The sequence below is a fragment of the Metapseudomonas boanensis genome (assembly GCF_042232855.1).
GTDB lineage: Bacteria > Pseudomonadota > Gammaproteobacteria > Pseudomonadales > Pseudomonadaceae > Metapseudomonas > Metapseudomonas boanensis.
Genome location: NZ_CP113889.1, coordinates 286723 through 313311, shown reverse-complemented (window position 1 = coordinate 313311; position 26589 = coordinate 286723). Strand labels below are relative to the sequence as shown.

Below are 26589 nucleotides of genomic sequence, written 5' to 3'. Positions count from 1 at the left end.
TATAGTCTTGCTTGCGGGCCTTTGGCCTCCACAACAATACAGACATAGAGGTCGATCATGACGTTCGCGCGTTCCCAGAAGGGTTTGTCGATGCTGGGCTGGCTGTTGGTCCTGGCGGTTGTAGCCTTCCTCGCCAGCACAGCCTTCAAAGTCATCCCGCATTATCTCGACTTCTTCTCCCTGGAGAAGATCATAAGCTCGGTGGAAACCGAGAAGGCCCTGGAAGTCAGGACCATCCCCGACTTTTACAGCCATGTCAGCAAGGGACTTCAGGTCAACGGCATTCGCGACCTGGACTTGGACAAGGCCCTGAAGGTGACGTTGGAAAACAACGAGTTCCATGCCCACCTGAAGTATGAAAAACGCGAACCTCTGGTCGAGAACCTCGATCTGGTGGTGCGCTTCGATAAAGAATTCCGTGTGCGAGTCCAGTGAGCGTATCCCTCAGCCGTCTCGAGCGTAAGCTCGGCTACACCTTCAAGGACCAGAGTCTGATGACCCTGGCCTTGACCCACCGCAGTTTCGCCGGTCGTAACAACGAGCGCCTCGAGTTCCTCGGTGATGCCATCCTCAATTTCGTCGCGGGCGAGGCGCTCTTCGAGCGCTTTCCGCAGGCTCGTGAAGGCCAGTTGTCGCGGTTGCGCGCGCGCCTTGTCAAAGGTGAGACCCTGGCGCTGCTGGCGCGTGGCTTCGAGCTTGGCGAATACCTGCGCCTGGGCTCGGGTGAGCTGAAAAGCGGCGGATTCCGCCGCGAGTCCATACTTGCTGATGCGCTGGAAGCCCTGATCGGGGCGATTTACCTGGATGCTGGCATGGATGCCGCCCGTGAGCGGGTGCTCGCCTGGTTGGCTAATGAGCTCGAAAGCCTGACGCTGGTGGACACCAACAAGGATCCCAAGACGCGCCTGCAGGAGTTTCTGCAATCGCGCGCCTGTGAACTCCCCCGCTACGAGGTAGTGGATATCCAGGGTGAACCGCACTGCCGGACGTTTTTCGTCGAGTGTCAGGTCACCCTGCTGAATGACAAGACCCAAGGGCAGGGCGCCAGCCGGCGCATCGCAGAACAGGTGGCCGCCGCCGCCGCCCTGATCGCACTCGGCGTGGAGAATGGCAATGACTGACAATACCCCCTTCCGCTGTGGCTATGTCGCCATCGTCGGTCGCCCCAACGTGGGCAAATCCACGCTGCTGAACCATATCCTTGGACAGAAGCTGGCGATCACCTCGCGCAAGCCGCAGACCACCCGCCACAACATGCTCGGGATCAAGACCGAGGGTAATGTCCAGGCGGTCTATGTCGATACGCCCGGCCTTCACAAGAAAAGTGACAAAGCGCTGAATCGCTACATGAACCGCAGCGCGTCCGCTGCCCTGAAGGACGTCGACGTGGTGATCTTCGTCGTCGACCGCAACCGCTGGACCGAGGAAGACCAGCTGGTGCTCGAGCGCGTGCAGTACGTGCAGGGCCCGGTGATCATCGCAGTCAACAAGACCGACCGGCTTGATGAAAAGGGTGACCTGATCCCGCATCTGTCCTGGCTCCAGGAACAGTTGCCGAATGCCGAGGTGGTGCCGATCTCCGCCCAGCAAGGCCACAACCTCGATACGCTGGAGCGCCTGGTGGCGGAGCGCCTACCAGAAGGTGAGCACTTCTTCCCGGAAGACCAGATCACCGACCGCAGCAGCCGCTTCCTGGCCGCTGAGCTTGTGCGCGAGAAAATCATGCGCCAACTGGGCGCCGAACTGCCCTACCAGATCACCGTAGAGATAGAGGAGTTCAAGCAGGAAGGTCGCATTCTGCACATTCATGCGCTGATCCTGGTCGAGCGGGAAGGGCAGAAGAAGATCATCATCGGCGACGCTGGTGAGCGTATCAAACGCATCGGCCAGGAGGCCCGCAAGGACATGGAGGTGCTGTTCGACTCCAAGGTCATGCTCAACCTCTGGGTGAAGGTAAAGGGTGGCTGGTCCGACGACGAGCGTGCCTTGCGCTCGCTGGGCTACAACGACCTCTGAATTACCCATGCAGACCAGTGCGCAGCTGGCTTTCGTCCTGCACAGCCGGCCCTACCGTGAAAGCAGCGCGCTGGTTGATTTCTTCAGCCCCGAAGGGCGGTTCCGTGCCGTTCTGCGTGGAGCGCGGGGCAAGGCCGGCACCCTGGCACGTCCTTTTATCCCACTGGAAGCCGAGTTTCGTGGCCGGGGCGAGCTGAGGAATGTCGCTCGCCTGGAAAGCGCCGGCATTCCCAACCTATTGGCCGGCGAGGCCTTGTTCAGTGGCCTCTACCTCAACGAGCTGCTGGTCCGCCTGCTGCCGACAGAAGATCCGCAACCGGCGCTGTTCGATCATTACGCCCTGACCCTCCAGGCACTGGCGGCCAACCGCCCGCTGGAACCCCTGTTGCGCGCGTTCGAATGGCGCCTGCTGGATCAGCTGGGCTATGGTTTCCCGCTGGATATTGACGTCGCCGGACAACCCATCATCCCCGACCGAATCTACCGTCTGTTGCCGGACGCCGGCCTGGAGCCGGTAGCGCAGTTGCAACCTGGACTGTTTCATGGTCGGGAGCTGTTGGCCCTGGCCGACGCGAACTGGGACGCCCCTGGTGCCCTGGCAGCCGCCAAGCGCCTGATGCGCCAGGCCCTGGCACCTCACTTGGGCGGCCGGCCTCTGGTCAGCCGCGAGCTTTTCATGACGATCAAGGAACCTCCCCGTGACTGAAGCGAATCGCGTACTACTCGGCGTAAACATCGACCACGTTGCCACCCTTCGACAAGCTCGCGGCACCCGTTACCCTGACCCGGTCAAGGCGGCGCTGGATGCTGAAGAGGCCGGTGCCGACGGCATCACTGTGCATCTGCGCGAGGATCGCCGGCACATTCAGGAGCGCGATGTGCGCGTGCTGAAGGATGTGCTGCAGACGCGCATGAACTTCGAGATGGGCGTGACCGAGGAAATGCTCGCCTTTGCCGAGATCATCCGCCCCGAACACATCTGCCTGGTGCCGGAAACCCGCCAGGAGCTGACCACCGAAGGCGGTCTGGATGTCGCTGGCCAGGAAGCGCGGATCAGGGCGGCGGTAGAGCGCCTGTCCAAGCTGGGCTGCGAGGTGTCGCTGTTCATCGATGCTGACGAGCGCCAGATCGAGGCCTCCCGCCGCGTAGGCGCGCCGGCCATCGAGCTGCATACCGGCCGCTATGCCGATGCCCACACCCCGGAAGAGGCGGTCCGTGAACTGGCGCGTATCCGCGATGGCGTGGCCTTTGGCCTCGGTCAAGGTCTGGTCGTCAATGCTGGCCATGGCCTGCACTACCACAATGTGGAGCCGGTGGCGGCGATCCGTGGGATCAATGAGCTGAACATCGGCCATGCGCTGGTCGCCCACGCCCTGTTCGTCGGCTTCAAGCAGGCCGTCGTGGAAATGAAACAGTTGATCGTGGCGGCTGCGGCGCGGGGCTGATTCGTAGGATGGACCGAGCGCAGCGATTCCCTTCGATTCCTGCTCGATGGCGATGGGTATCCCAGGCTCAATCTGCGGGCCTGCTTGGCGGATGGATTGGCTCTGTCTGCGTTGAGCGCTGCAAGCGGCGGCATTCCTTGTAGGAGCGAGCTTGCTCGCGAACCGGACCCTTTCGCGAGCAAGAACTTGGCGTCCTCCCGCTCCTACAAGGCTCTCAGCCCGGTCATTGATTGCTGATAACAGCAAACGCAGACATATCCAATGGATTCGCCAAGGACCGCGAAACGGTCCTTGGCCAGGTCAGGGCTTGCGTGCGATCAGCACGGCCCGTGCAGGGGCCGGCAGGCCTTCGACGGTCCGCGTGTGATCGGCAGGGTCGAGGAATTCCGGCAGCGACTGGAAGCGCATCCAATCAGTGCTGCGCTGCTCTTCGACGCTGGTATAGCTGACATCCACACAGCGCACATCAAGGAAGCCCGCACGACGCAACCAGAGCTCCAGTGCCGGTACCGAAGGCAGGAACCAGACGTTGCGCATTTGCGCGTAGCGATCCTCGGGCACCAGTACCTGCTGGGCGTCACCTTCCACAACCAGGGTTTCCAGGACCAGTTCGCCGCCACGGCGCAGGCAATCCTTCAGTTCGAAGAGATGGTCGATGGGCGAGCGACGGTGATAGAGCACGCCCATGGAGAACACGGTGTCGAAGCCTTCCAGCTTCGGCGGCAGTTCCTCAAGTGCCAACGGCAGATGCCAGGCCGGCAACTCGGGCAGGAAGTGCTTCATCGCGAGGAATTGGCAGAGGAACAGCCAGTTCGGGTCGATGCCCACCACGCAGTCGGCGCCCGCCCCGAGCATGCGCCACTGGTAGTAGCCATTGCCGCAACCCACATCCAGCACACGCTTGCCGCGCAGGTCCAGGTGGGGGGCCACGCGGGCCCACTTCCAATCCGAGCGCCATTCGGTGTCGATGTGTACGCCGAAGAGGTCGAATGGGCCTTTACGCCAGGGAATGAGCCCCTGCAGTGCTGTTTTCAGTGCAGCGCGGGTGGGCTCATCGCAGGGGGTGTCGAGGTGGAAACGCTGCGCAAGGTCGACGACCTGGGGTTGCAGGGGGGGCAATGCGCGTACGGCGGCGCTCCAGCGCTCCAGATCGCCATGCCCGACTGCCAGCTTGGTGTCGAGTTGTGCCGGGAGGTCGGCCGCCCAGTCCTGCAGCGGGCTACCCGCCAGGCGTTGCTGCAAAGCGTCGAGGTCAAGCGTGGGAATCATGGCAGGGCGATCAGTGAGGCAAAGTTGAGGCACTGGAACCAGGGCACCACTTTGGAGAATCCAGCCGCTTTCAGGCGTGCCCGATGCTCTTCGAGGCTGTCGGGGCGCATGACGTTCTCCAGAGCGCTGCGCTTCTGGGCAATTTCCAGCTCGCTGTAGCCGTTAGCGCGCTTGAAGGCAATGTGCAGGTTGGTGAGCAACTGGTGCTCCTCGGCATCTTCGAAACGCAGTTTTTCCGAGAGGATCAGCGCGCCCCCGGGTAACAGGGCCCGGCGGATACGGCCGAGGAGTTCCAGGCGCTGGTCGCGCGGCACGAACTGGAGGGTGAAGTTCATCGCCACCAGGGAGCAGGGCTGGAACTCCATGTCGAGAATGTCCGCCTCGATCACGTCCACCGGCAGCAGCTCCTGGAACATCGAGTCCTGGGCGTGCAGGTACTCGCGGCAGCGCTCGACCATGGCGCTGGAGTTGTCCACAGCGATCACCCGGCAGCCATCCGCTTTCACATGACGGCGCAGGGCCTGGGTCACGGCGCCGAGAGAGCTGCCCAGGTCATACAGAGGTGTGCCGGGCTGGGCGAACTGGGATGCCAGCACGCCAATGTTCTCGACGATGGTGGGATAGCCCGGGACCGAGCGTTTGATCATGTCCGGGAATACGCGGACCACGTCTTCATTGAAGGCGAAGTCGGCGACCTGCCCCTGGGGGGTGGCGTAGATGCGGTCTGGGCTGTCTGTCACGGGCCGTTACCAGCGTTGGAAAAGGCCGGCATTCTAGCGGACTGCGCGGCGCCGCCAAACCACCCCTACTTCAACTGGTCGGAAAAGAACTCGCCTGCCCCCTGCAGGGGCCCCAGCGGGTTGCGTTTGACCTCGTAGCGACGAATGTTCGGTTCGCCATTACTGACCTTGTGCACCAGGACGTCGTCAACCAATACGAACACCGCGCGGAATACCCAGCCCTGATACTCGCGGTTCTTGCGGAAGTTGAAGACGTCTGCCCAGAAATTGCCGACCCGTTGGGTGTCGGTCTTGGTGAACTCGAAGGCATAACCGATGCAGCGGTCCTTGGCCTCCAGGCATTTGATCAGGCCGTCCGGCAGGTAGTCGATCGGTACGTTGGGTTGGACGAACATCAATCGCACGTCGATGAACGAGAGCATCCGGCCATTACCCTGGATCAGCGGATCGAACCCCAGCGAGAAGAGCTCAGGTCTGGTGGTCGTACCCGGCATGGCCTGGGAATAACGGATCTCTGCATCCGTGTAGTCCCGGAAGGGTGAGAGTACTTCTGCACGCTCGCTGGGCAACAGGCTGCCGCATCCAGCCAGCAGCAATGCCCAGGACAACAAGCCCAACAGTCTCGATAGGCTGCCCATTTCTCATCCTCTGAATGAGGGTCCGCCTAATTGCTATAGCTGATTTCCGGGCGGCTTGCCGGATCTGCCTGAGCAGTTCAGGGCGTTTCTGATTGGGCCATCACGGATGCGGCGATGGCCCATTGTCCGAGCCAGTAAGTGAGGATGATCGCGTAACTGGCTCCACCGAAAGGGGACACGAAGCGGTTGATGCCAATCAGGCTGTCAGACAGCACGAACAGTATTGCCCCGGCCGCCGCGAGCACGACCGACTGGCGGTCAAGACCCGTGCCTAGGCGGGCGAGGGCGCGCCAGAGCATGGTGCTGATGGCTAATGAGTAGCAGGCTACAGGAACCAGCAGAGGTCCCAGGTCGCGGGAGGCGAGCAGGCCGAACATGCCTCCGCCAACCGCGATCGATACGATCAGTGGCAATGGTGAAAGCCGTCGGCAGGTGCCCAGGTAAGCGTAAAGATAGGCGAGGTGAGCGAGCAAGAAAGCGCCAAGGCCGAAGACGAACTGATCAGTGGGCCAGGCCAGCAGCACGTCGCCAACCAATGAAAATGCCAGGCCCAGCGTGATCCAGCGACGATAGGCTCCGGCAGGAGCGCCGCGCAGCCAATAGAGCATCGCCAACACTGGAACAGGTTTGCTCCAGAAGCACAAGGCATCCCAGTCGCTGGCGAGTCCGAAAATGAATGCCAGCGCACCAGCCAGCCCAACCAATAATGCGTACATCCAGGCGCTCCCTGTCTTATCGGAAGGCCGCACTATGCGCAGTCATGGGGTGTGCTTCCAGGCTCAAGGCGCCATTGGCGGTAGCCTATGGCGCAGCACTGGCCGGAGATCAGTTGACGCTGATCTGGCAATCGAAGGTATCGGCAGGCTCGACGTCGGTTTCCCAGGGGCGTTGGTAGTCCAGCAGCAAGCGACCCTGCCCGGCATAGCTAGCGCGAAAGCGCCAGGTGGATTGCCCGGCGCTGCCGACCAGGCCGGCGTCCTCCGGCGTCGAATACACCTCAGGCCCCAGGCTCTGCAGGACAGTGGCGGCCGAGTCCCTGACCACCCAGCGGAAACCCGTGGTGGGATTGCTTGGCAGGGTGAGCACCAGTGTCTGGCCCTGATTGAGCTCCAGCGGACATTCGCGTTCCTGGCCCATCACGATCGGGCCAGTTTGCTGTTGTGAACAGGCTGTGAGCAGGACCAGTCCCAGGGGTAGCAGCAGACGGGGGAGGCGGGTCAGCGTCATCGGAGGGGCTCCATCATCCAAGGGCCGGGCCAGCATAGCTGCTCACCCGCCCTCGCGTAAGGGGAGTCGCTCAGTCGAAGAGCACCTTGGCGACATCGGTGAAGCGCTTGGCAAAATGCACGGTCATGCCTTCCTTCAGGTATGCCGGCAGTTCCTCGAATGCGCCCCGGTTGGCCTCTGGCAGGATCAGTTCATGGATCTTCTGTCGGCGTGCGGCAATGACTTTCTCTCGAACGCCACCAATTGGCAGCACCTGGCCGGTCAGAGTCAGCTCGCCAGTCATGGCGACGCCTTTCTTCGGCGCCTGGTTGCGTGCCAGGGAGAGCAGGGCGCTGGCCATGGTGATGCCGGCGCTGGGGCCGTCCTTCGGCGTTGCACCTTCAGGAACGTGCAGGTGCACGAAAGCCTGGTCGAAGAAGCCCTGGTCGCCGCCGAACTTCTTCAGGTGCGAACTGATGTAGCTGTAGGCGATCTCTGCTGACTCCTTCATCACGTCGCCCAACTGGCCCGTCAGCTTGAACCCGCGATTGAGCGTATGGATGCGGGTCGCTTCTATCGGCAGGGTCGCGCCGCCCAAACTGGTCCAGGCCAGCCCGGTGATGACGCCGATTCCGGCCAGCAGCTGTTCCTTGCGGAAATGCGGCAAGCCCAGGTAACGCTCCAGGTCCTTCTGGCCCACCTTGATCTTCGCCTTGGGGTCTTCCAGGAGCTGGACCACGGATTTGCGGATGATCTTGCCCAGCTGTTTTTCCAGCTGACGAACGCCGGCCTCCCGGGCGTAGCCTTCAATGACCGCAGTCAGTGCGCCATCGGTAATGCTCAGGCGTTCCTTCGGTACACCCGTGCGCTCAAGCAGACGGGGCCAAAGGTGACGCTTGGCGATGGCGTGTTTCTCTTCGGTGATGTAGCCGGAGAGACGGATCATTTCCATCCGGTCCAGGAGCGGTCCGGGGATCGAGTCCAGGGTATTGGCCGTGCAGACGAAGAGTACCTTGGACAAGTCCAGACGCAGGTCCAGGTAGTGGTCGAGGAACTCGACGTTCTGCTCGGGATCGAGGGTCTCCAGCAGCGCGGAGGCCGGGTCGCCCTGATAGCTGGCGCCGAGCTTGTCGATCTCGTCGAGCATGATGACCGGGTTCATCACCTCCACTTCCTTGAGTGCCTGTACCAGCTTGCCGGGCAAGGCGCCAATGTAGGTGCGACGGTGGCCCTTGATCTCCGCCTCGTCGCGCATGCCGCCAACACTGAAGCGATAGAAAGGCCGCCCGAGGGATTCGGCGATGGACTTGCCGATGCTGGTCTTGCCCACACCCGGTGGACCCACCAGCAGGACGATGGAACCGGAAATCTCACCCTTGAAGGCGCCCACGGCGAGAAATTCGAGGATGCGGCTCTTCACGTCCTCCAGGCCGGCATGGTGTTGGTCCAACACCTTGCGCGCGTGTTTGAGGTCGAGCTTGTCCTTGCCATAGACGCCCCAGGGTACCGAGGTCGCCCAGTCGAGGTAGTTGCGGGTGACCGCATACTCGGGCGAGCCGGTTTCCAGTATCTGCAGCTTGTTAAGTTCTTCGTCGATGCGTTTGCGCGCCTGCTCCGGCAACACCTTGCCTTCCAGTCGCTGGTGGAACTGTTCGCTGTCGGCGCTGCGGTCATCCTTGGTGATGCCGAGTTCCTGCTGGATGATCTTCAGTTGTTCCTTGAGGAAGAATTCGCGCTGATGCTTGCCGATCTTGCGGTTCACCTCAGCAGACAGCTCGCTTTGCAGGCGAGCGACCTCAACTTCCTTGCGCAGCAGCGGCAGCACCTTCTCCATCCGCTTGAGCACCGGCACCGTGTCCAGCACTTCTTGCAGCTCGGCAGCGGAGGCTGTCGTCAAGGCTGCGGCAAAGTCGGTGAGCGGCGAGGGATCGTTGGGACTGAAGCGATTCAGGTAGTTCTTCAGCTCCTCGCTGTACAGTGGGTTGAGCGGCAGCAGTTCCTTGATCGCGTTGATCAGCGCCATGCCGTAGGCCTTTACCTCGTCGCGCGGGTCGGCCGCCGGTTGCGGGTAGTCGACCTCCGCCAGGTAGGGCGGATGCTGGCGCCGCAGCCAGCCGCGGATGCGCACCCGCGACAGGCCCTGGGCCACGAACTGGAGCTTGCCATCGGCCCGCGTGACATGGTGCACGCGCACCAGGGTGCCGTGTTCCGGCAGATTGCCGAGATCGAACTGGCTGGGGTCCTCCGACGGGTTGTCGACGAAGAACACGGCCAGGCAACGGTGGGCCGTCTTGGTCACCAGTTCGAGGGTTTCTGCCCAGGGTTCTTCATTGACGATGACGGGCAGCACCTGCGAGGGCAGGAAAGGGCGGTTATGGATGGGAATGATGTACAGTTTGTCGGGCAGCGCCTGGCCGGGCAGCACCAGGCCCGTGCCGTGGGCCGGGGTGGCTTCTTCGACGATTTCCGCTGTGATGTCCTGATCGCTCATGGGGGCACCTGGCTGTTGGCTCATCCAAGCTAGATGGGGCAAGGCGTCGGGCATTTCAACCTTATTGTCGGACTTGTCGCTGCCGCCCGGTGCTGGGCAAGTCAGGGGTGCTTCGCTAAACTGCGCAAAATTTGATCGAAATCCCCATGCTCAAGACCCGTCTGATGAGCCTGGACGACCAGGCTCACGAACATGCTCACGATCATCACCAGTTGGTGATGTCCCTTTCCGGCCGCGCCGAGTTCGAAGTGAACGGCCGCGGGGGAGAGGTGTGCCGCATGCGCGCGTGTCTCGTTCCAGGGGATGCCGGGCATCAGTTCGCCGGTGTCGGCGAGAACCGCATGCTGATCCTCGATCTGAATGAGCAAGGCACGTCGGCTGAGGACCTCGAGCTGCTCGGCCGCTTGTTCGAGGCACCACGCTATCCCGCTCTGGATGCTGATTTCCAGAATCTGCTCAGCTACGCAGGTGCCGAACTCGCCCGTTATGGCAGTGATCCCATGCTGGCACGTTCGCTCGGCGGCATCCTGCTCCGGGCCCTCTATCTGCGCCTGTTTGGCGAACCGGGCAAGCGGCCAGCCGGTAGCCTGGACCTGGGGCGCCTGGATGGCTACATCCTTGAGAACCTGTCCCGGCGTATAAGCGTGGCAGAGTTGGCGCAGGTCACCTGCCTGAGCCCCAGTCACTTCCACGCCCAGTTCAAGGACAGCGTTGGCCTCACACCTCACCAGTACCTGCTCAAGACTCGCCTGGACCGTGCTGCCCGCATGTTGCGCGAAAGCGAGCACCCTCTCGTTCGAATCGCTGAAGAGTGCGGCTTCTCCAGCCAGAGTGCCCTCACCACGGCCATGCGCCGTTATCTGGGCCTGACGCCCAAGCGTCTGCGCGACGCCCATTAATCCTGAAATATCAACCTTTCTGCGAGGGTTGATCCCGCCAGTGTCATGACTTGCGTGCATCCCCTGCTGCTGTGACCGGGGCGGTTTCAGTTCGTCACGATTGGCCTGGTGGCCAAGCGGCTGTCATTCCTGAGAAGGGGGCAAACAACCCGTTGTCGCTATTAGGGTGCAACCGATGTTCGAGGTTGTACCTGCTTGGAGCAACCGGATGACGCCATGCATTGAGAGATCTCAATGACTTTCACGGATTGCAAAGGGTGCAATTGGTTGCACCTTTTGGCGGAAAGTTCCCCTGATCAGAGGATATGGAAAGGAAATCGGAGGATTCAGCAAGAAAGGGGTGGTGGCATATCACTACATTCCGCTCTCCCGGCGCCGAGCCAAGGCCAGAAACTTTTCCTTGCGTGCCGGCCGGGTTGTACTAGACCCAAGTTAATCGTTCAGAGATGAGGAGGGGCGTGATGTTGGCTGCAGGTCACGTCTTGTTGCGCAGTGCGAATGAGCCGCTGCTGCGTCACTTCCCTGTGCGGACGACCATGGAGGTCGACCGGGGCGCTTCCACTGCCGATTGTCATGGTTTCCTGCTGCTTCGCGATATTTGCGACATGGCAATCAGCGAGGCACACAAAGACTTCCAGTAATACGCATGGTGCGCGTAAGCCCCAAGGCTTGCGTGCGCCGTCGCATTGGCAGGGCTGGACGCCCTGCGACCGTTTCTCGACCGGGATTGCGTTGGCCTGATGTGGCTGGTGCGGTCGAGGCCAGAACCGGCGGCCGCCATAAGCGGCTGTCAAAAGCCAACTACGGGCGCGGACAACCCGCTGTGCCCGAATAAGAACAATCGACAGGGGAGACCCCCATGAGTGTGAGTAACCCGACACTGATCACGTTCGTGATCTACATCGCGGCCATGGTGCTGATCGGCTTCGCCGCCTATCGCTCCACCAACAACCTTTCCGACTACATCCTTGGTGGTCGCAGCCTCGGCAGCTTCGTAACGGCGCTGTCCGCCGGTGCCTCTGACATGAGCGGCTGGCTGTTGATGGGCCTGCCTGGCGCCGTTTACCTCTCCGGGCTGTCGGAAAGCTGGATCGCTATTGGCCTGATCGTTGGTGCCTACCTCAACTGGCTGTTCGTTGCCGGCCGCCTGCGCGTGCAGACCGAGCACTGCGGCAACGCCCTTACCCTGCCCGACTACTTCACCAACCGCTTCGAAGATAACAGCCGCATTCTGCGCATCTTCTCCGCCGTGGTGATTCTGGTGTTCTTCACCATCTACTGCGCCTCCGGGATCGTTGCCGGTGCTCGCCTGTTCGAGAGCACCTTCGGCATTTCCTACGAAACCGCCCTGTGGGCCGGTGCCGCCGCCACCATCTGCTACACCTTCGTTGGTGGCTTCCTGGCGGTGAGCTGGACCGATACCGTTCAGGCCAGCCTGATGATCTTCGCGCTGATCCTTACCCCGATCATTGTGATGGTCGCCACCGGTGGCATGGATCCGACCTTTGCTGCCATCGAGTTGAAGGACGCGACCAACTTCGACATGCTCAAGGGCGCTACTTTCGTCGGTGTGATTTCGCTGCTGGCTTGGGGGCTGGGCTACTTCGGTCAGCCTCACATCCTGGCGCGCTTCATGGCGGCTGATTCGGTCAAGTCGATCCCCAACGCTCGCCGCATCTCCATGGGCTGGATGATTTTCTGCCTGGCTGGCGCCGTGGCGGTGGGCTTCTTCGGTATCGCTTACTTCTCCGCTCATCCGGATCAGGCTGGTGCTGTTGGCGAGAACCACGAGCGTGTGTTCATCGAACTGGCCAAGATCCTCTTCAACCCGTGGATCGCCGGTGTCCTGTTGTCGGCCATTCTGGCGGCCGTAATGAGCACTCTGAGCTGCCAGCTGCTGGTGTGCTCCAGCGCCTTGACCGAGGACTTCTACAAGGCCTTCTTCCGCAAAAATGCCAGTCAGCTCGAGCTGGTGTGGGTCGGCCGCGCCATGGTGCTGCTGGTGGCCGTAATCGCTATCGCCATCGCCGCTGACCCGGACAGCAAGGTGCTGGGCCTGGTGTCTTACGCCTGGGCCGGCTTCGGTGCCGCCTTCGGGCCGGTGGTGATCCTTTCCCTGCTGTGGAAAGGCATGACCCGCAATGGCGCCCTGGCTGGCATGGTGCTCGGCGCGGTAACCGTGGTCCTGTGGAAGAACTTCTTTGGCTGGACCGGCCTGTACGAAATCATCCCGGGCTTCATCCTTTGCACCCTTGGCATCCTGGTCTTCAGCCGCATTGGCAACGGTCCGTCCGCCGCCATGCTGAAGAACTTCGACGAGGCGGAGAAGGAATACCAAGACGCCCACATCTGATCTCTCCGCGGTACGCGGCTGGTCGTCCGCGTCCCGTTTGCCGGGCTGATGTCCGGGCTCTCACCGACGACCCGATAGTGCTTCACCGGCCCATATCTTCGGATGTGGGCCGGTTTTTTTTTGCACTTGGCAAGGGGGCGTAGCGGGGCGCTGGATCACACTGGATTGCCTATCCGGAGTGTACGTGGTCCCAATGACATGCATGAGCAGCCTTTGCCTGCCGGACCAGCGCCCATTCCCTAGCCAATCTCGCGCCCCAGCCAATCGAAGAGCGCTCTGACCGGCGGATGCCGTTCCCGCCCTGGAACGCAAAGCGTTAAATATCCGCCCCCGCCACACTGACGTCCGGCCGGTAAGGCACCAGCAGGCCCCTTGCGAGGCTTTCTGATTGGCCGGCGCCAGGCCTTCCAGCCCAGTTCGTAGAGTTGCGAGTTTCGCCAGCGAACGGCAATCAGTTCGGGCATTGCGGCCCCCACCCCGCCACCACTGCGGGGGGTGCCGTAAACGCCAAAGCATTCGTCGAGCAGGCACTGGCTGTGCAGGTTGGGGGGATTCGCCCGTGCCATAGCGGATTACCAGATCGACGCTGGCATCCTCGTGCAGCTCTATCAGCGCGGTACTGGTGTCCAGGCGCAGGCTGATGTCCGGGTATTGCGCATAGAAACGGCCCCGCCGGGGAATCAGCCAACGCGTGGCGAACGCAGGCGTCGTGGACAGGATCAGGCTGCCGGCGCTGCGTGGCGCTAGCGCCGGCTCACTTGCACGGCCGGCGCCGGGGTCTGGCATTGGGTGCTTAAGCCGGGCTCCAGGTACGGCTGGAGAATCGGCGCCATGCCTTTGAGCACCTGGACGGGTAGCGCCGAAGTGAAGCTGAACTTGTCCGCCTGGCTGCCTTCGACAAAGGCTGTCAGGGTGCCGAAGTGACGTGGTCCGAGGTAGAAGACGAAGGTGGCGGTGCGGTTCATCGCCTTCGAACTCTTCACGGCGCCATAGCGCGTTACGGTCTGGATGCGGTTGTCGCCGGTCCCGGTCTTGCCACCCAGCACAAGCGGTTTTCCGTCCGACAGCGTGAAGCTGCCTTGCAGACGCCGCGCGGTGCCGCCTTCCACCACCTTGGACAGGGCGTCGCGCAGGGCTGCGGCGACTTCGGAGGTCATCACGCGTTTGCCCGCGTCATTCTGCCGACCCACCAGGGTTTCGTAGGGCGTGTCAGCGGCGAAGTGCAACTGGTCGATGCGAACGGTGGGCTGACGGATGCCGTCGTTGAGGATGATCCCCATCAATTCCGCCAGCGCAGCCGGACGGTCACCGGAGCTGCCCAGTGCGGTGGCCAGAGAGGGTACCAGGTGATCGAAGGGGTAGCCCAACTGGCGCCATTGCTGGTGAATATCGAGGAAGGCCTCAACTTCGAGCATGATGCGGATGCGCTTGTCGCGGGCGTACTTGCGCTTGGACTTGAACAGCCAGCCATAGACCTCGCGCCGCTCATCGCTGCTGGCTTCCACTGCGTCGCGGTAGCTGGCCTGCGGAAACTTCTGCAGGTAGCCGAGCAGCCAGAGCTCCAATGGGTGGACACGGGCGACATAGCCCTGATCGTTGAGGTTGTAGGCGCCGGGGCCGTAGCGCGTGTAAAGCTCCTCGATGCGTTTTTCGGTCAGCGGCTCCTTGGGCATGCGTTCGCGCAGGAAGGCCTTGAAGGTCGGCAGGTCGGCCTGGGGTTGTAGGTATCGGTGGATCGCCGCGAGGCGCGCCGGCCAGGGGTGAAGGCCGTCGAGAAAGGTGCTGAGGCGCTGTTCGGCGTCCTTGCCGCGATATTTCTTCCAGAAGCGCAGCAGGTAGGTCTGGCTTTCGCGGGAGACGAACAGGTCCAGGTATCCCTGGCGCCGCGGGTCCTTATCGTCACTGAGCAGTTGCATCTTGCCGCCTTCGGGGCGGTACATGTCGTGGCGCACCAGATCCCGCATCAGGCGTACGAAGGGCAGGTTGATGGATTCACGCAAGGCGTCGCGCAGGGTCGGCCGGCGGCCGTTGTCTTCCTTGCGGAAGTTGTTGAAGGTGTGCAGGCCGCCTCCGGTGAAGAAGCTTTCATAGGGGCTGGCGGAATACTTCCTCTCCAGGGCAGCCTCCAGCATCGCCGGAAGGTTGCGGTCCTTGTTTTCGATCAGGTAGTCGATGGACCAGCGGGTGATGAAATCAAGCGGGTCGACAGGGACCTTGCGCAGCTCCTCGACGGTCAGGCCAGCGTAACGCTCGTGCAGGGTCGCCACGTTCTCCAGGTAGGTCGCCAGGACCCGCAGCTTGGCAGTGGACCCCAGTTCCAGCTTGCTGCCTTCGTTGATGTCGAAGGGCTGGTTGGTGTTGTCGGTCTGCACCCGCACGCGGTTGCCGGAGGGGGTGCGTTCGAACAGGGTGAAGCTATATCGCACCTCGCGAGTCTTCTCGGGGGAGAGCAGCCGCTCACCATAGAGGCCGACCTGTTCGGCGAAGGCCGGGTCAGCCAGCTTGACCAGATAGTCGGTCACGGCATTCTGCAGTTCGGCCTGCAGTGTGCTTGTGGCTGTGAGGTCAAGCCGGTCGAGATCGTAAAGTGGCATCTTCAACAAGCCGGACAGTCGGCTGCGGGCGATGCTGATGCCTTTGTTCGCCTCGACCTCCTGAATCGCGGACTCCTGCTCCCAGTTGCGGAAGCGCAGACGCGCCGAGAGCGCTGCTTCGCGCAGGTCTGGGTCGATCACCCCGGCATTGGCCAGCACGCGGATATGACTGTCGGTAAGTTCGTTCAGCTCCTCGTGCTCACGCGTCAAGTAGTAGGAAGGGCGGCGCTGGGCGATGAACAGCGAGAGCACCTGGCGCACAGCAAGCCCGCGCGCCCTGATATCCGCATCCTGATCGGCCAGCAGGCGGTTGACCGTGTTGAAGTCGGCCCCGTACCAGACCCGCAATCCATCAGCGATACCGTGTACCTCGCCATGTCCCGGTGCGGCCGAGAGCGGCACGCTATTGACGTAGTCCATGACGATGCGTTCCCGTGCCTCACGGGTTTCGGGGCCATCCCGATAGGCGCGCACGCTGGCCGAAACCATCTGGCGAATCTTCTCGCCTGCGGAAACCGTGCGGCCATGGGGTGAATGCCGGTACTTCTCCAGCTGGGTGGCCAGCGTACTGCCGCCGGCGGACTGTCCGTCCAGGTCGAACGCCTTGCCGACCTGGGTCAGGGCGGCCTTGCTGAAGCGTGGCCAGTCCACGGCCGGGTTCGCCAAGGGTTCGCTCTCGTCCAGCAGCTTGCGGTTCTCGATGAACAGCAGGCTGCTGACCAGCAGCGGTGGGATGCTGTCGAAGCTGGTGTAATGCTGCTGTGGATAACTGAATTGATAAAAGGGCAGTCCACGACAGTCGCAGATATTGATGCCGGCCTGAACCTTCTCGTGATAAGGCGGGAACAGTCCGTGCTCGGCATAGTTCAGCAGAGCGGGGGAGAAACGAGTCTGTTGCTGGATTTCAAAACCACGTTTCTGCAGTCGCTCCAACATCTGAGGAAGATGGGCATAGCCCAGTCGCCGATCGAATGGGCCGTCGTCCGGAAACTGGATGGCGTCACTGGGGCCGTTTTCCAGCGAGTAGTCCAGAGAGGCGGCATATCGGCTGATTTCGTGGGATTGGAGTTTCGAAGTGCGCATTTCATAGGAGATCGCTACCGCCAGGCCGCTGGCAACGAGCACGCACCCGCCCCAGAACAGCAGGCGGTGTTTTCGTCGGGGTTTTTCAGGGGAAACAGCGGGCTCGGTGAGATCACCTTTGGGTTGCTCTTTCTTGATTTCACCTGATTGCTCAATAGCGCCCATATTCCACCGGACTGGCCTACCATCGCTCTTGCTTCCAGCTTAGTAGCTTGCGCGCAAGCTGTATTCCACAAAGTTGGCAAAAAGGGGAAGAAGTGATGGCAGCCGATGATCGGAAGCAACCGAGTCGCGGCTGGTGGGGCAGCGCCGGGGCGGAAGCGGGAGTGTGGCGTCCCAGGGCGGCCGACTGGTCCGATTGCGGCCGTGACGTTGATCTTTCAGGAGAGCAATATGCGACAGATTGAATTCCCCGATGGCGCGGAGGTTCCTGTCATTGGCCAGGGGACTTGGCATATGGGCGAAAGCCGGAGCGAACGTAAGCGCGAGGTGGCTGCCTTACGCGAGGGAGTGGCGCTGGGTCTCAGGCTGATCGATACGGCGGAAATGTACGCGGAAGGAGGCGCTGAAGAGGTCGTTGGCGAAGCTATCGCCGGCTTGCGTGACGATGTATTCCTCGTGAGCAAGGTTTACCCTTGGAATGCCAGTCGCAAGGGCATTCCACTGGCCTGTGAACGCAGTCTCAAGCGGCTTGGGACTGATCGCCTGGATCTGTACCTGTTGCATTGGCGGGGCGAGCATCCGCTGGATGAAACGGTGGAGGCTTTCGAGCGCCTGCGCGAGCAGGGCAAGATCGCTCGCTGGGGCGTCTCCAACCTTGATCTCGATGACCTGCTTGAGCTGCCGTCAGGATGTGCCGCCAATCAGGTGCTGTACAACCCGGCGGCGCGGGGCATCGAGTTCGATCTCCTGCCCTGGCAGCAGCGGCGGGGCATGCCGCTCATGGCGTATTGCCCGGTGGGGCGGGGTGGCAAGCTGCTGGACAATTGTGCCCTCAGGCAGGTTGCCGAGCGTCATGCCGCCACGCCTGCCCAGGTGGCGCTTGCCTGGGCCTTGCGTCAGGAGAATGTGTTGGTCATTCCCAAGGCTGTTGAACCGTTGCACCTGAAGCAGAATGCCGAAGCGCACCGTATTGCTCTTACTGCCGAGGATCTTGCCCTGATCGACCGCCACTTTCCGCCTCCCGCTCGCGAACGTCCGCTGGAGATGATCTGAGGTGGGGGCGCCCAGGGTTCCCATAGCGGGGCGAGCTTCCCGGCGCACTCGTCTTTTTAGGCTAAATACCGATTTCATATCGGGTTTTTCATTGCGAAAGGCTTGGGTTTCGCCTTGAGGTAACAGTCCTCGTTACGCTGCGCACTCGTTCGGGGCGAATGGAAACGAACTGGTGCAAATGAGGGGGGCAGTTCCCGCTGGATGGGTAAGTCGAAGTCTGGGAAATCGTTATCCATAAGGGTGTTCAATTTTTTGGCCTGATAATTGCCTTTTTAATTGGTTTGCAAATGTAATCTCTACTGCACTTTTTCGAGTGCCTGTCAATCTGCCTCTTGCGGCTCTTTTGTCCTTCTGTAATTTGTTGTCGCATTGAAGAAATATCGACTTCGGGGCTGTGGCTAGAATGCCGCTCACTCAGTCGGAGCCTTTTGCCTGCAATCCCATGTCCGGCAAAGACGACGACTCTTTCTACAATTCGTGGACGGTCTGGGCGAATTCTTACGTTGCCAACAGAAGCCATTCCCCTTTGAAGGAGTCATAAGATGAAGAAGATTGCACTTCTCGGCGCCATGGCGCTGTCCCTGTTGTCGCCGCTGGCAGCCATTGCCGAAGACGCCAAGCCACTGCGCATCGGTATCGAAGCCGCTTACCCACCCTTCGCCTACAAGACTCCCGACGGCAAGATCACTGGTTTCGACTACGACATCGGCAACGCCCTGTGCGCCGAGATGAAGGTCGAGTGCAAGTGGGTCGAGCAGGAGTTCGATGGCCTGATCCCCGCGCTCAAGGTGCGTAAGTTCGATGCCGTGCTGTCGTCCCTGAGCATCACGGAAGAGCGTCTTAAGTCTGTGGATTTCACCAAGAAGTATTACCACACGCCGGCTCGCCTCGCGATGAAGGAAGGCTCCGTCATCAGCGACCCGCTGGTGGATCTGAAGGGCAAGAAGGTCGGTGTGCAGCGTGCTTCCATCTATGACCGCTATGCCACCGATGTGTTTGCACCGGCGGGGGTCGAGGTTGTTCGCTACAGCTCACAGAATGAAATCTTCCTGGATCTGGCGGCAGGTCGCCTGGACGCCACCCTGGCGGACGTAGTGAACATCGACGACGGCTTCCTGAAGACTGATGCAGGCAAGGGCTTCGCCCTGGTCGGCCCGGCCTTCAACGAGAAGAAGTACTTTGGCGAGGGTGCCGGCATCGCTGTACGCAAGGGCGACAAGGCTCTGGCTGACAAGATCAGCGCTGCCATCGCGGCCATTCGCGCCAATGGCAAGTACAAGGAAGTGCAGGACAAGTACTTCAAGTTCGACGTCTACGGCGAGTAATCGCTTTCCCTGAAAGTGGCACAAACTTCAATTTGCGGTTTGTGCCATTTTTTCGTTGTGGCGGTGCCGCCTGGTGTTTCCTGGCGCGCTGCATGAGGATCTGAATCATGCTCAACGGCTACGGCTCGACCATTCTCGATGGTGCCTGGCTCACCCTGTTGCTGGCCTTGTCTTCCATGTCCCTGTCGATCCTGCTTGGCCTGGTAGGCGCGGCGTTTCGGCTCTCGCCGGTCAAGTGGCTCGCGATCATGGGTGAAGCCTATGCCACCGTGGTGCGTGGCATTCCCGACCTGGTGCTGATCCTGCTGATCTTCTACGGTGGCCAGCAGATCGTGAACCTGGTGGCGCCGATGGTCGGCTACGAGGACTACATCGACCTCGATCCCTTCTGGTCCGGCGTGTTCACCCTGGGCTTCATCTTCGGGGCCTACCTCTCCGAGACCTTCCGCGGTGCCTTCATGGCTATCCCGAAGGGGCAGGGCGAAGCGGGCCTGGCCTATGGCATGAGTCATCTCCAGGTGTTCTTCCGTGTGCTGGTGCCGCAGATGATTCGCCTGGCCATTCCCGGCTTCACCAACAACTGGCTGGTGCTGACCAAGGCTACTGCGCTGATTTCGGTGGTCGGCCTGCAGGACATGATGTTCAAGGCCAAGAGCGCAGCGGATGCTACCCGTGAACCCTTCACCTTCTACCTGGCGGTCGCGGCGCTTTACCTGGTGCTGACCAGCGTTTCCCTGCTGGCGCTGCGCTTCCTGGAAAAACGCTACTCGGCGGGCATCAAGGCGGCTGAACTATGATCTTCGACTACAACGTCATCCTGGAGAACCTGCCGCTCTATTTCGGGGGCGTGCTGGTAACCCTCAAGCTCTTGGCGATCTCCCTGGCCCTTGGCCTGGCGACTGCGGTGCCGTTGGCGCTGATGCGGGTCTCCAAGCAGCCGGTGGTGAACTTTCCGGCCTGGCTCTTCACCTACGTCATTCGCGGCACACCGATGCTGGTGCAGCTGTTCCTCATCTACTACGGTCTGGCCCAGTTCGAGGGAGTACGCGAAAGCGTGCTGTGGCCTTACCTGTCCAATGCCACCTTCTGCGCTTGTCTGGCCTTCGCGATCAACACCAGCGCCTACACTGCGGAAATCCTCGCCGGCAGCCTGAAGGCCACGCCCTATGGCGAGATCGAGGCGGCAAAGGCGATGGGCATGTCGCGCGCCAAGCTGTATCGCCGCATCCTCCTGCCTTCGGCGCTGCGTCGCGCGCTGCCGCAGTACAGCAACGAAGTCATCATGATGCTGCACACCACCAGCCTGGCGTCGATCGTCACCCTGATCGATATCACCGGGGCTGCGCGTACGGTGAACTCGCAGTATTACCTGCCGTTCGAGGCCTTTATCACTGCCGGCCTGTTCTACTTGTGCCTGACCTTCATTCTGGTGCGCCTGTTCAAGAAGGCTGAGCTGCGTTGGCTGGCCTACCTGGCTCCGCGCAAGGCCTGATGCCATGCAAAGGATCGATCACGACCTGCCCTGGGGCTGCCCGGGTACCCGCCGCCAGTTGACGGTGTTTCGCTTCGGCAGCGGTCCTTGCAAGGCCTATGTCCAGGCCTCGTTGCATGCTGACGAGCTGCCGGGTATGCGAGTCGCGGCGGAGCTCAAGCGCCGGCTGCGCGAGTTGGAAGCCCAAGGGTGCCTGACCGGTGTCATCGAGCTGGTGCCGGTGGCAAATCCCATCGGCCTTGGTCAGATGCTTCAGGCTGCCCCGCAAGGGCGTTTCGAGTTCGGCAGCGGCAAGAACTTCAATCGCGACTTCATCGACCTCGCAGAGGCGGTCGCGCCGGCGGTGGACGGGCGTTTGGGGCGGGATGGACCGACCAATGTGCGCGTCATTCGCGAGGCCATGCAGGCGCTATTCAACGTGTTGCCACCAGCGGGTTCCGAGCTTGTCGGGCTCCAGCGCCTGCTGTTGCAGCATGCTTGCGATGCTGATGTGGTGCTCGATCTGCATTGCGATTTCGAGGCGGTCGTCCATTTCTACACCTTGCCGCAGCAATGGCCGCAATGGCGTTCGCTCGCTGCAAGGATGGGGGCTGGAGCCGTGCTGACCGCCGAGGAATCCGGTGGCAGTTCGTTCGATGAGTCCTGCTCGTTGCCTTGGCTGCGGCTTGCCCGCCACTTCCCGCAGGCCGAGATACCGCTGGCCTGCTTGGCCACCACCGTCGAACTGGGGGGCATGGCTGATACCGACAAGCAGAAGGCCGAGGCCAGTGCCGAGTCGATCCTGGCGTTCCTCGCCGAGCAGGGCCTGATTGCCGGTGACTGGCCGGCGGTGCCGGAAGCCTGTTGCGAGGCCACACCGTTCGACGGTGCCGAGTATGTCTACCCGCCGCATGCAGGCGTGGTGAGTTTCCTGCAGCCAGTTGGTGCCCGGGTTAGTGCGGGCGACCCGTTGTTCGAGGTGATCGACCCTCTGGAGGATCGTCACAGCATCGTCCGTGCTTCCACTGACGGTGTGCTTTATGTGCGAGAGCGCCTGCGCTTCGCGCAACCTGGACTATGGCTGGCCAAGGTGGCAGGCCGTGAACCTATCCGTCAGGGACGCCTGCTGAGCGACTGAGCCAAACGAGACCGAGACCATGTACAAACTGGAAGTCCAAGACCTGCACAAGCGCTATGGCAGCCACGAAGTGCTCAAGGGTGTGTCCCTGGCGGCCAAGGCTGGTGACGTCATCAGCATCATCGGCTCGAGTGGCTCCGGCAAGAGCACCTTCCTGCGCTGCATCAACATGCTGGAGCAGCCCCATGGCGGCAAGATTCTACTTAATGGCGAAGAGCTGAAGCTGGTGGCGAACAAGGATGGTGGCCTGAAGGCCGCTGATCCCAAGCAACTGCAGCGCATGCGTTCGCGTCTGGCGATGGTGTTCCAGCACTTCAATCTGTGGTCGCACATGAGTGCCCTGGAGAATGTCATCGAAGCGCCTGTCCATGTGCTCGGTGTGCCGAAGAAGGAGGCCATCGAGAAAGCCGAGCATTACCTGGCCAAGGTTGGTGTGTCGCACCGCAAGGACGCCTACCCGGCACACATGTCCGGCGGGGAGCAGCAGCGCGTGGCCATTGCCCGCGCCCTGGCCATGGAGCCCGAGGTGATGCTGTTCGACGAACCCACTTCGGCGCTGGATCCGGAGCTGGTCGGTGAAGTGCTCAAGGTCATGAAGGACCTGGCCGTTGAAGGTCGCACCATGGTTGTGGTGACCCACGAAATGGGCTTTGCTCGTGAGGTGTCCAACCAGCTGATCTTCCTGCACAAAGGCCTGGTGGAAGAGACTGGTTGTCCGAGAGAAGTGCTGGCCAATCCGCAATCCGAGCGCCTCAAGCAGTTCCTTTCCGGCAGCTTGAAGTGATACCGCATGGCGGCGGCTCGAAAGCCGCCGCCATGCCCTGCAACGCGGGATAAATCCTGCTCTCGCCACCTCATCTTCCTATCCTCAGGGTCTGCTAAGCTGCCTGCCATGACTGCCCATCGAATTGCTTTTCTCCTCTGGCCCGGCACCAAGGCGCTGACCCTGGCCCTGGCCGAGGATGCCCTTCGCGTTGCCCAGCGACTGCACCCTGAAGTGGTCTACGAAATTTCATTCCTACATGCCGAGCCCTTGGCTGAGGGAGCTTGGCGTTTGCCGGGCGAAGCCTGGGCGGGCAAGCTGGAAGGGTTCCAGCGCCTGTTCCTGTTGGCTGATGAGCCGCCGTTGCAGATGTCGCCAGCGCTGTCGTCCGCCATCAAGCAGCTGGTGCGTACCGGTTGCGTAGTTGGGGGGCTGTCCGCCGGTGTCTACCCGCTGGCGCAGCTCGGCCTGCTGGATGGTTACCGTGCCGCGGTGCACTGGCGCTGGCAGGACGACTTCGCCGAGCGCTTCCCCAAGGTGATCGCCACCAATCACCTGTTCGACTGGGACCGCGACCGCCTGAGCGCCTGTGGCGGTCTGGCGGTGCTCGACCTGTTACTCGCCGTGCTGGCGCGTGACCATGGTGCTGAGCTTGCTGGTGCGGTGTCCGAAGAGTTGGTGGTGGAGCGCATCCGCGAAGGTGGTGAGCGTCAGCGCATTCCGCTGCAGAACCGCCTTGGCTCCAGCCATCCGAAGCTGACCCAGGCCGTGCTGCTGATGGAGGCCAATATCGAAGAACCGCTCACCACGGATGAGATTGCCCAGCACGTCTGCGTCTCCCGTCGCCAACTGGAGCGCATCTTCAAGCAATATCTCAACCGCGTGCCCAGCCAGTACTACCTGGAGCTGCGTCTGAACAAGGCTCGGCAGATGCTGATGCAGACCAGCAAGTCGATCATCCAGATCGGTCTGTCCTGCGGCTTCTCCTCCGGTCCGCACTTCTCCAGCGCCTACCGCAACTTCTTTGGTGTCACTCCGCGCGAAGACCGCAACCAGCGGCGCAGCGGCAGCCCCTTCGACACCCAGCCCGCCGTTACCGAGCGCGGCTGACCCCGCGCTTTCTTGGTCGGATGGGAATCGCTGCGCCCGATCCGTCCGACGATCTGCATATCCCTGCAAGCCGGCCCTGCGGGCCGGTTGGCGAATGAATTCGCCCTCACAGGCAATCCGGTCTTCCAGTGCACTAAAACCCGCCGGTCACCCCGTGGAGAAAATTTGCCGCCCTGTGCGTGGCTGCGGCTATCAGCGTTTAAACTGCGCCTTCCCGACGCTTTCTGTCGCATTTCCATAAGCGCCGGAATTTCCCGGGTTGGCGCTATAAGAAGTTGTCGCATGGCGGCAATGCCAGCCCTGAATCTGTCCCTACAATCCTTTCATCACTAGCCGTTCATGGCAGGAGAAACTGATGTCCGTTGAGCATGCGCAGGTCGAGCGCGCCGATTTCGACAAGGTGATGGTTCCCAACTATGCCCCCGCCGCTTTCATTCCGGTGCGTGGCGAAGGTTCCCGAGTCTGGGATCAATCTGGTCGCGAATTGATCGATTTTGCGGGCGGTATTGCCGTGAACTCCCTGGGTCATGCACACCCGGCCCTGGTCAAGGCCCTCACTGAGCAGGCCCACAAGATCTGGCACGTGTCGAACGTCTTCACCAACGAGCCGGCCCTGCGCCTGGCCAAGAAGCTGGTGGATGCCACCTTCGCCGAGCGTGTGTTCCTCGCCAACTCCGGCGCCGAGGCCAACGAGGCTGCGTTCAAGCTGGCTCGCCGATATGCCCACGATGTTTACGGCCCGCAGAAGCACGAGATCATCTCCGCCACCAACAGCTTCCACGGTCGCACCCTGTTCACCGTGACTGTTGGCGGCCAGCCAAAGTACTCCGATGGCTTTGGGCCGAAGATGGAGGGCATCACCCATGTGCCCTTCAACGATCTGGAAGCCCTGAAGGCTGCCATTTCCGACAAGACCTGCGCCGTGGTCCTGGAGCCCGTGCAGGGCGAGGGCGGAGTACTGCCGGCTGATCAGGCCTACCTGGAAGGCGCACGCAAGCTGTGCGACGAGCACAACGCGTTGCTGGTGTTCGACGAAGTGCAGAGCGGCATGGGCCGCAGCGGTCACCTCTTCGCTTACCAGCATTACGGTGTGACCCCGGACATCCTCTCCAGCGCCAAGAGCCTGGGCGGTGGCTTTCCCATCGGCGCCATGTTGACCACCACCGAGATCGCCAAGCACTTGGCCGTCGGCACCCACGGCACCACCTACGGTGGCAACCCGCTGGCCAGCGCCGTGGCAGAAGCGGTGCTGGACGTGATCAATACGCCGGACGTGCTGAAGGGCATCAATGCCAAGCACGACCGCTTCAAGACCCGCCTCGAGGCGATTGGTGCCAAATACGGCATCTTCACCGAAGTGCGCGGCCTCGGCCTGCTGATCGGTGCCGCCCTGTCCGATGCCTGGAAGGGCAAGGCCAAGGACGTGCTCAACGCTGCCGAGAAGGAAGCCGTGATGGTTCTGCAGGCCGGCCCGGACGTGGTGCGCTTCGCCCCCAGCCTGGTAATCCCGGATGCGGACATCGACGAAGGTCTCGACCGTTTCGAGCGCGCAGTGGCCAAACTGACCCAAGCGTAATTGCTGCAAGACGCGGCGCATGGATGCGCCGTGCTTCAACCACGGACGATCCAGATTCATGCATGCCAGGGCCATTGGGCTTCAGGCTTTCTCCGGGCGACTCAGCGCGAATTGCCCGGAGCTTTTAACAAGAAAAGGAGTGACACCATGCTGGTGATGCGCCCCGCGCAAATGGCCGATCTCGCTGAAGTCCAGCGTCTGGCCGCGGATAGCCCCGTGGGTGTCACTTCGTTGCCGGACGACGCCGAACGCCTGGGCGAGAAAATTGCCGCGTCCGAAGCGTCCTTCGCCGCCGAGGTGAGCTACAACGGTGAAGAAAGCTATTTCTTCGTCCTTGAAGATACCCAGACCGGCCGCCTTGCCGGCTGTTCGGCGATCGTTGCCTCCGCCGGTTTCTCCGAGCCGTTCTACAGCTTCCGTAACGAGACCTTCGTGCATGCCTCGCGGGAGCTGAAGATCCACAACAAGATCCACGTGCTTTCGCTGTGCCACGACCTGACGGGCAACAGCCTGCTGACCAGCTTCTATGTCGAGCGCGATCTGGTTAACACCCCGATTGCCGAACTCAACTCCCGTAGCCGCCTGCTGTTCATGGCCAGTCACCCGGAGCGTTTCGCCGATGCCGTGGTGGTGGAGATCGTTGGCTACAGCGACGACCAGGGCGAGTCACCTTTCTGGAATGCGGTGGGGCGTAACTTCTTCGACCTCAACTACACCGAGGCCGAGCGCCTTTCCGGCCTGAAGAGCCGTACCTTCCTCGCCGAACTGATGCCGCATTACCCCATCTACGTGCCGCTGCTGCCGGACGCCGCCCAGGAATCCATGGGCCAGGTGCACCCGCGTGCGCAGATCACCTTCGACATCCTGATGCGTGAAGGCTTCGAGACCGACAACTACATCGACATCTTCGATGGCGGTCCGACCCTGCATGCGCGGACGTCGAGCATTCGCTCCATCGCCCAGAGCCGCATGGTGCCGGTCAAGTTCGGCGACCAGGGCAAAGGTGGTCGCCAGTATCTGGTGTGCAACGGCCAGTTGCAGGATTTCCGCGCCATCGTCGCCGAACTCGACTGGGTCCCCGGCAAGCCGGTAGTGCTGGGCGAGGAAGCCGCTGAGGCACTGGGTGTCGGTGAAGGCGCCAGCGTTCGCCTGGTCGCACTTTAAGTCGTTAGCCCTCTCCCCGTCGGGAGAGGGCGGCCCACTGGGCCGGATGAGGGCTCGGCCCTCACCCCTGGCTCCTCTCCCGGAGGGCGGGGG

Annotated in this window: 24 protein-coding genes and 1 pseudogene; 17 read left to right on the top strand and 8 right to left on the bottom strand. The window is 61.8% G+C overall.

Annotation, left to right across the window (positions count from 1 at the left end; all coding sequences use genetic code 11):
- Positions 1-57: 57 nt before the first annotated feature.
- The 5 genes from OXH74_RS01465 to pdxJ are packed head-to-tail and all read left to right on the top strand — an operon-like array spanning position 58 to position 3461.
- On the top strand, positions 58-435 hold the full coding sequence (locus OXH74_RS01465) for a DUF4845 domain-containing protein (protein WP_215374287.1): 378 nt from the start codon (positions 58-60) through the stop codon (positions 433-435).
- Entirely contained in the window at positions 432-1121 is a 690-nt protein-coding gene (gene rnc / locus OXH74_RS01460) for a ribonuclease III (protein WP_215374284.1), read from the top strand. Before OXH74_RS01465 ends, rnc begins: the two co-directional genes overlap by 4 nt.
- The gene (gene era / locus OXH74_RS01455; RefSeq protein ID WP_215374281.1) at positions 1114-2016 is read left to right on the top strand and encodes a GTPase Era; all 903 of its coding nucleotides are present in this window, start codon (positions 1114-1116) and stop codon (positions 2014-2016) included. Before rnc ends, era begins: the two co-directional genes overlap by 8 nt.
- Positions 2017-2023: 7 nt before the next feature.
- A complete protein-coding gene (gene recO / locus OXH74_RS01450) occupies positions 2024-2722 on the top strand; it encodes a DNA repair protein RecO (protein ID WP_215374278.1) in 699 nt (232 codons plus the stop codon).
- The gene (gene pdxJ, locus OXH74_RS01445) at positions 2715-3461 is read left to right on the top strand and encodes a pyridoxine 5'-phosphate synthase (RefSeq protein ID WP_375739773.1); all 747 of its coding nucleotides are present in this window, start codon (positions 2715-2717) and stop codon (positions 3459-3461) included. The genes recO and pdxJ overlap by 8 nt, the downstream gene beginning before the upstream one ends.
- Positions 3462-3761: 300 nt before the next feature.
- Here pdxJ and cmoB read toward each other — a convergent pair whose 3' ends face one another.
- The 6 genes from cmoB to lon form a co-directional block, all read right to left on the bottom strand.
- Positions 3762-4730, bottom strand: a complete 969-nt coding sequence (gene cmoB / locus OXH74_RS01440; RefSeq protein ID WP_375739772.1) for a tRNA 5-methoxyuridine(34)/uridine 5-oxyacetic acid(34) synthase CmoB — start codon at positions 4728-4730, stop codon at positions 3762-3764.
- Positions 4727-5470: a carboxy-S-adenosyl-L-methionine synthase CmoA gene (cmoA, locus tag OXH74_RS01435; RefSeq protein ID WP_375739771.1), complete on the bottom strand. Its 744-nt coding sequence runs from the start codon at positions 5468-5470 to the stop codon at positions 4727-4729. Before cmoA ends, cmoB begins: the two co-directional genes overlap by 4 nt.
- Positions 5471-5535: 65 nt before the next feature.
- Complete coding sequence (locus OXH74_RS01430; protein ID WP_375739770.1) at positions 5536-6108, bottom strand: hypothetical protein; 573 nt, start codon at positions 6106-6108, stop codon at positions 5536-5538.
- A gap of 77 nt (positions 6109-6185) precedes the next feature.
- Positions 6186-6824 carry a lysoplasmalogenase gene (locus OXH74_RS01425; RefSeq protein WP_375739769.1) on the bottom strand — a complete coding sequence of 213 codons (639 nt, stop codon included), beginning with the start codon at positions 6822-6824 and terminating at the stop codon, positions 6186-6188.
- 109 nt (positions 6825-6933) lie between these two features.
- A complete protein-coding gene (locus OXH74_RS01420) occupies positions 6934-7335 on the bottom strand; it encodes a protease inhibitor I42 family protein (RefSeq protein ID WP_375739768.1) in 402 nt (133 codons plus the stop codon).
- A 70-nt stretch (positions 7336-7405) separates the two neighbouring features.
- Positions 7406-9805 (bottom strand): endopeptidase La, encoded by a 2400-nt coding sequence (gene lon, locus OXH74_RS01415; protein WP_375739767.1) that lies wholly within the window; start codon positions 9803-9805, stop codon positions 7406-7408.
- A gap of 146 nt (positions 9806-9951) precedes the next feature.
- On the opposite strand from lon, the gene OXH74_RS01410 reads away from it, so the two are divergent.
- From OXH74_RS01410 to putP, 3 genes are all read left to right on the top strand, one after another.
- A complete protein-coding gene (locus OXH74_RS01410; RefSeq protein ID WP_375739766.1) occupies positions 9952-10704 on the top strand; it encodes a helix-turn-helix domain-containing protein in 753 nt (250 codons plus the stop codon).
- Positions 10705-11165: 461 nt separating this feature from the next.
- Entirely contained in the window at positions 11166-11345 is a 180-nt protein-coding gene (locus tag OXH74_RS01405; protein WP_375739765.1) for a hypothetical protein, read from the top strand.
- 218 nt (positions 11346-11563) lie between these two features.
- On the top strand, positions 11564-13057 hold the full coding sequence (putP, locus tag OXH74_RS01400) for a sodium/proline symporter PutP (protein WP_375739764.1): 1494 nt from the start codon (positions 11564-11566) through the stop codon (positions 13055-13057).
- 239 nt (positions 13058-13296) lie between these two features.
- On the opposite strand, the pseudogene OXH74_RS01395 reads toward putP, so the two are convergent.
- Together OXH74_RS01395 and OXH74_RS01390 are read right to left on the bottom strand one after the other, a co-directional pair.
- Positions 13297-13795 (bottom strand): annotated as a pseudogene (locus OXH74_RS01395) (LysR substrate-binding domain-containing protein); the annotation flags it as partial.
- A 5-nt stretch (positions 13796-13800) separates the two neighbouring features.
- Positions 13801-16899, bottom strand: coding sequence for a transglycosylase domain-containing protein (locus OXH74_RS01390; RefSeq protein ID WP_375739763.1), 3099 nt, complete (start codon positions 16897-16899; stop codon positions 13801-13803).
- Positions 16900-17127: 228 nt separating this feature from the next.
- On the opposite strand from OXH74_RS01390, the gene OXH74_RS01385 reads away from it, so the two are divergent.
- The 9 genes from OXH74_RS01385 (at position 17128) to aruF (ending at position 26496) form a co-directional block, all read left to right on the top strand.
- Complete coding sequence (locus tag OXH74_RS01385) at positions 17128-17949, top strand: aldo/keto reductase (RefSeq protein WP_375739762.1); 822 nt, start codon at positions 17128-17130, stop codon at positions 17947-17949.
- Between the two features lie 542 nt (positions 17950-18491).
- Entirely contained in the window at positions 18492-19274 is a 783-nt protein-coding gene (locus OXH74_RS01380; protein ID WP_375739761.1) for an ABC transporter substrate-binding protein, read from the top strand.
- A gap of 107 nt (positions 19275-19381) precedes the next feature.
- Positions 19382-20071: an ABC transporter permease gene (locus OXH74_RS01375; RefSeq protein WP_215374239.1), complete on the top strand. Its 690-nt coding sequence runs from the start codon at positions 19382-19384 to the stop codon at positions 20069-20071.
- The gene (locus tag OXH74_RS01370; protein ID WP_375739760.1) at positions 20068-20766 is read left to right on the top strand and encodes an ABC transporter permease; all 699 of its coding nucleotides are present in this window, start codon (positions 20068-20070) and stop codon (positions 20764-20766) included. The genes OXH74_RS01375 and OXH74_RS01370 overlap by 4 nt, the downstream gene beginning before the upstream one ends.
- 4 nt (positions 20767-20770) lie before the next feature.
- Positions 20771-21883 carry a succinylglutamate desuccinylase/aspartoacylase family protein gene (locus OXH74_RS01365; RefSeq protein WP_375739759.1) on the top strand — a complete coding sequence of 371 codons (1113 nt, stop codon included), beginning with the start codon at positions 20771-20773 and terminating at the stop codon, positions 21881-21883.
- Between the two features lie 19 nt (positions 21884-21902).
- On the top strand, positions 21903-22667 hold the full coding sequence (locus OXH74_RS01360; protein ID WP_215374230.1) for an ABC transporter ATP-binding protein: 765 nt from the start codon (positions 21903-21905) through the stop codon (positions 22665-22667).
- A 108-nt stretch (positions 22668-22775) separates the two neighbouring features.
- Positions 22776-23756, top strand: coding sequence for a transcriptional regulator ArgR (argR, locus tag OXH74_RS01355; RefSeq protein ID WP_375739758.1), 981 nt, complete (start codon positions 22776-22778; stop codon positions 23754-23756).
- A gap of 355 nt (positions 23757-24111) precedes the next feature.
- The gene (locus OXH74_RS01350) at positions 24112-25332 is read left to right on the top strand and encodes an aspartate aminotransferase family protein (RefSeq protein WP_375739757.1); all 1221 of its coding nucleotides are present in this window, start codon (positions 24112-24114) and stop codon (positions 25330-25332) included.
- Positions 25333-25479: 147 nt separating this feature from the next.
- Positions 25480-26496: an arginine/ornithine succinyltransferase subunit alpha gene (gene aruF / locus OXH74_RS01345; protein ID WP_375739756.1), complete on the top strand. Its 1017-nt coding sequence runs from the start codon at positions 25480-25482 to the stop codon at positions 26494-26496.
- Positions 26497-26589: the final 93 nt, after the last annotated feature.